3 protein-coding genes are annotated in these 3032 nt (G+C 64.1%); all 3 read right to left on the reverse strand.

The window, feature by feature from the left end; genetic code table 11:
• Positions 1 to 88: 88 nt before the first annotated feature.
• The 3 genes from O0J73_RS21995 to O0J73_RS22005 all read right to left on the reverse strand — a co-directional run bounded on the left by O0J73_RS21995 (position 89) and on the right by O0J73_RS22005 (position 2932).
• Positions 89 to 1366 carry a citrate synthase gene (locus O0J73_RS21995; protein WP_006466260.1) on the reverse strand — a complete coding sequence of 426 codons (1278 nt, stop codon included), beginning with the start codon at positions 1364 to 1366 and terminating at the stop codon, positions 89 to 91.
• A 296-nt stretch (positions 1367 to 1662) separates the two neighbouring features.
• Positions 1663 to 1905: a type B 50S ribosomal protein L31 gene (locus O0J73_RS22000; protein ID WP_005410871.1), complete on the reverse strand. Its 243-nt coding sequence runs from the start codon at positions 1903 to 1905 to the stop codon at positions 1663 to 1665.
• 88 nt (positions 1906 to 1993) lie between these two features.
• Positions 1994 to 2932, reverse strand: coding sequence for a nucleoside hydrolase (locus O0J73_RS22005; protein ID WP_049457374.1), 939 nt, complete (start codon positions 2930 to 2932; stop codon positions 1994 to 1996).
• Positions 2933 to 3032 lie beyond the last annotated feature (100 nt).

Genomic DNA, 3032 nt, shown 5'->3' on the forward strand with positions numbered 1-3032 from the left:
GCGTGCCAACCAAGGTTGGCACCTACCAGAAGCAAAAAAAGACGCCCCGCGGAAGTGGGGCGTCTTCAGCACAACCTACTGCGGGCGATCAGCCCTGGTAGTCGCGCACGTCGCTGCCGGTGTAGACCTGGCGCGGACGGCCGATCTTCATTTCCGGATCGACCTGCTGTTCCAGCCAATGCGACACCCAGCCGGAGGTACGGCCCAGTGCGAACATGACGGTGAACATTTCGGTCGGGATCTGCAGCGCCTTGTAGATGATGCCGCTGTAGAAATCGACGTTCGGGTACAGCTTGCGAGCGACGAAGTATTCGTCCTGCAGCGCGGCCTGTTCCAGCTTCACGGCCACGTCCAGCAGCGGATCCTGCACGCCCAGCTGCTTGAGCACCTTGCCGGTCATCTCACCGATGACCTTGGCGCGCGGGTCGAAGTTCTTGTAGACGCGGTGGCCGAAGCCCATCAGGCGGAAGCCGGAGGTCTTGTCCTTGGCCTTGAGCACGGCGGACTCGACGTTGTCGGCAGTGCCGATCTCTTCCAGCATCTTCAGCACGGCTTCGTTGGCACCGCCGTGGGCCGGACCCCACAGCGCGGTGACGCCCGCAGCGACCGACGCATACGGGTTGGCACCGGTCGAACCGACCAGGCGCACGGTCGAGGTCGACGCGTTCTGCTCGTGGTCGGCGTGCAGGATGAACAGCAGGTCCAGCGCCTTGACCACGTCCTGGTTCAGCTCGTACTGGCCGTCGGCCGACTCGAAGGTCTGCTTCAGGAAGCGGCTGACGTAATCCAGCGAGGTGTCCGGCTTGTTGGCCGGCAGGCCCTTGCCGTGGCGGTAGATCAGCGCCGACAGGGTCGGCACCTTGGCGATCAGGCGCACGGCAGCCTGGCGGCGCTGTTCGGCGTCGGACAGGTCCAGCGAGGCGTGGTAGATACCCGACAGCTGCGCGATGGCGGCGGTCAGGATGGCCATCGGGTGGGCATCCTTGGCGAAGCTGCCGATCAGCGTGTTGATCGACTCATCAACATTGGCTTCGGCCGCCAGCTCGTCGGTGAAGGCCTTCAGCTGCTCGGCGCTCGGGCGCTCGCCGTTGATCAGCAGGTAGGCCACTTCGACGTAGCTCGACTTTTCCGACAGCTGTTCGATCGGGTAGCCGCGATACAGCAGCACGCCCTTGTCGCCGTCGATGTAGGTGATGGCGGACTTGCAGCTGGCCGTCGCGGTGAAGCCGGAATCGTAGGTGAAATACCCCGTTTCCTTGGTCAGCTTCGCGATGTCGACGCAGTCGTTGCCAAGGGTGGGTTTGATGACGGGCAGAACGACGGACTTATCGCCGGCGTTGAGCGTGACCTGATCAAGATCGGACACTGTGTGCGCTCCTTCATGGGAAGGCGCCTGCCCAAGCGCATTGGTCAGGCACGTGAATGACGTCCTCGGCCTGTGCCGGGGATCACGCCATTATCGCACAGCAGCATTTGCCCGGCGCTAGACAGAAGTCGTAGACGACAGGCGGCCAGAACCCGGCCATTGAGCGGCCCGGATCGGCAAAAGCGTTGTCACACGAACGCAGTGTTCCGTCCATCCAAACGCCCGTTGGGCAGGCGTTGGGCAAAAACAAACGGCCGCGCAGAGCGCGGCCGTCGGTTCGAAGCTGGATCGACAGATCAGCGCGCGTAGCGCTTCTGGAACTTGTCGATACGGCCCGAGGTGTCGATGACCTTGTGCTTGCCCGTGTAGAACGGGTGCGAAGCCGAGGAAATTTCAACCTTGACCAGCGGGTATTCGTTGCCGTCTTCCCACTGGATGGTTTCCTTCGTCGCCATGGTCGAGCGGGTCAGGATCTTGAAATCGGAGGTGACGTCATGGAAGACGACGTCGCGGTAGTTCGGATGGATATCGGCCTTCATGGGCTCACACCGTAAATGGGCTGGTGGTCAAGAGCGGCATTATAAGCACCGGTTGCCGCCCGGGGCAACCGGTACCGGGACATCGACGTCAGTCCGCGCCCAGGGCCTGGCGTACCAGGGCCTCGAAACGCTGCTGGTCGTAGGCCATCAGCAGATCGCAGTTGTCCGGCTGGCCGGTCTGGCGGTTCCAGTCGACGATGGTGGCACCGCGGCTGAACGTGCCGTTCAGCTCCACGTTCAGTGGCCGCGACTCGACCTGCAACTGCCCTTCCGGGTTCAACGCCCAGGCCATGGCCACCGCGTCGGCGGTGTACCAGCGGCCACCCTTGCTGTCTTCGGACAGGCCACGGGTCTTGCGCGAGATCAGCTCGTAGAAGCGGGCACGATCGGAATCGGCCTGCAGCCACTTCTCGGCATCCTGCAGCGGCAGGCCATGGGCGACAGTGGCTTCCCAGTCCGATACCAGCAGGTGCTTGAACGAGGTGAACACCACGTGCGCCGCTTCTGGATCGAACGCGATGTTGAACTCGGCGGCCGGGGTGATGTTGCCGTGGCAGGTGACCGCGCCGCCCATCACCACGATGCGCTTGATGCGCTGGGGCAGGGTCGGGTCCAGCTTCAGCGCCAGCGCCAGGTTGGTCAGCGGGCCGAGCATCACCAGCATAAGTTCGCCAGCGTGTTCGTGCGACAGGCGCAGGATGGCCAGCGCGGCGTGCTCGGCTTCGGCCTGGCGGCTCGGTGGCGGCAGGTCCACGTCGCCGTAACCATCACGGCCATGCACGTGGGCAGCGTCGACGGAGGGATGCAGCAGCGGATCCGGGCTGCCGGCAAACACCGGCACGTCGGCGCGGCCAACGATGTCGCAGAGCTTGAGGGCGTTGCGGACGGTGTATTGCAGGCCGACATTGCCGGCGGCGATGGTCAGGGCGACCACGTCATGCCGTTCATCGGCAAAGGCCATCAGCAGGGCCAGGGCGTCGTCCACACCGGGGTCGGTGTCGATCAACAGGGGGATCTTGTGGGTCATCGTTGCCGTCTTCAGATCGGCAACGAAGTGTGGACCGGGATGATGACCGTTGCAAGTACGGGGGGTTGGGGTTCGGCAGGGCTGCGCCCTGCACCCGCCG

It is taken from the genome of Stenotrophomonas sp. Sm6012, from assembly GCF_030985895.1.
Taxonomy (GTDB): Bacteria; Pseudomonadota; Gammaproteobacteria; order Xanthomonadales; family Xanthomonadaceae; genus Stenotrophomonas; species Stenotrophomonas forensis.

Bases quoted from the DNA above. Each gene is read 5' to 3' on its own strand.
- O0J73_RS22000 (WP_005410871.1), bottom strand. From the start codon at position 1,905: ATGAAGGCCGATATCCATCCGAACTACCGCGACGTCGTCTTCCATGAC.
- O0J73_RS22005 (WP_049457374.1), bottom strand. From the start codon at position 2,932: ATGACCCACAAGATCCCCCTGTTGATCGACACCGACCCCGGTGTGGAC.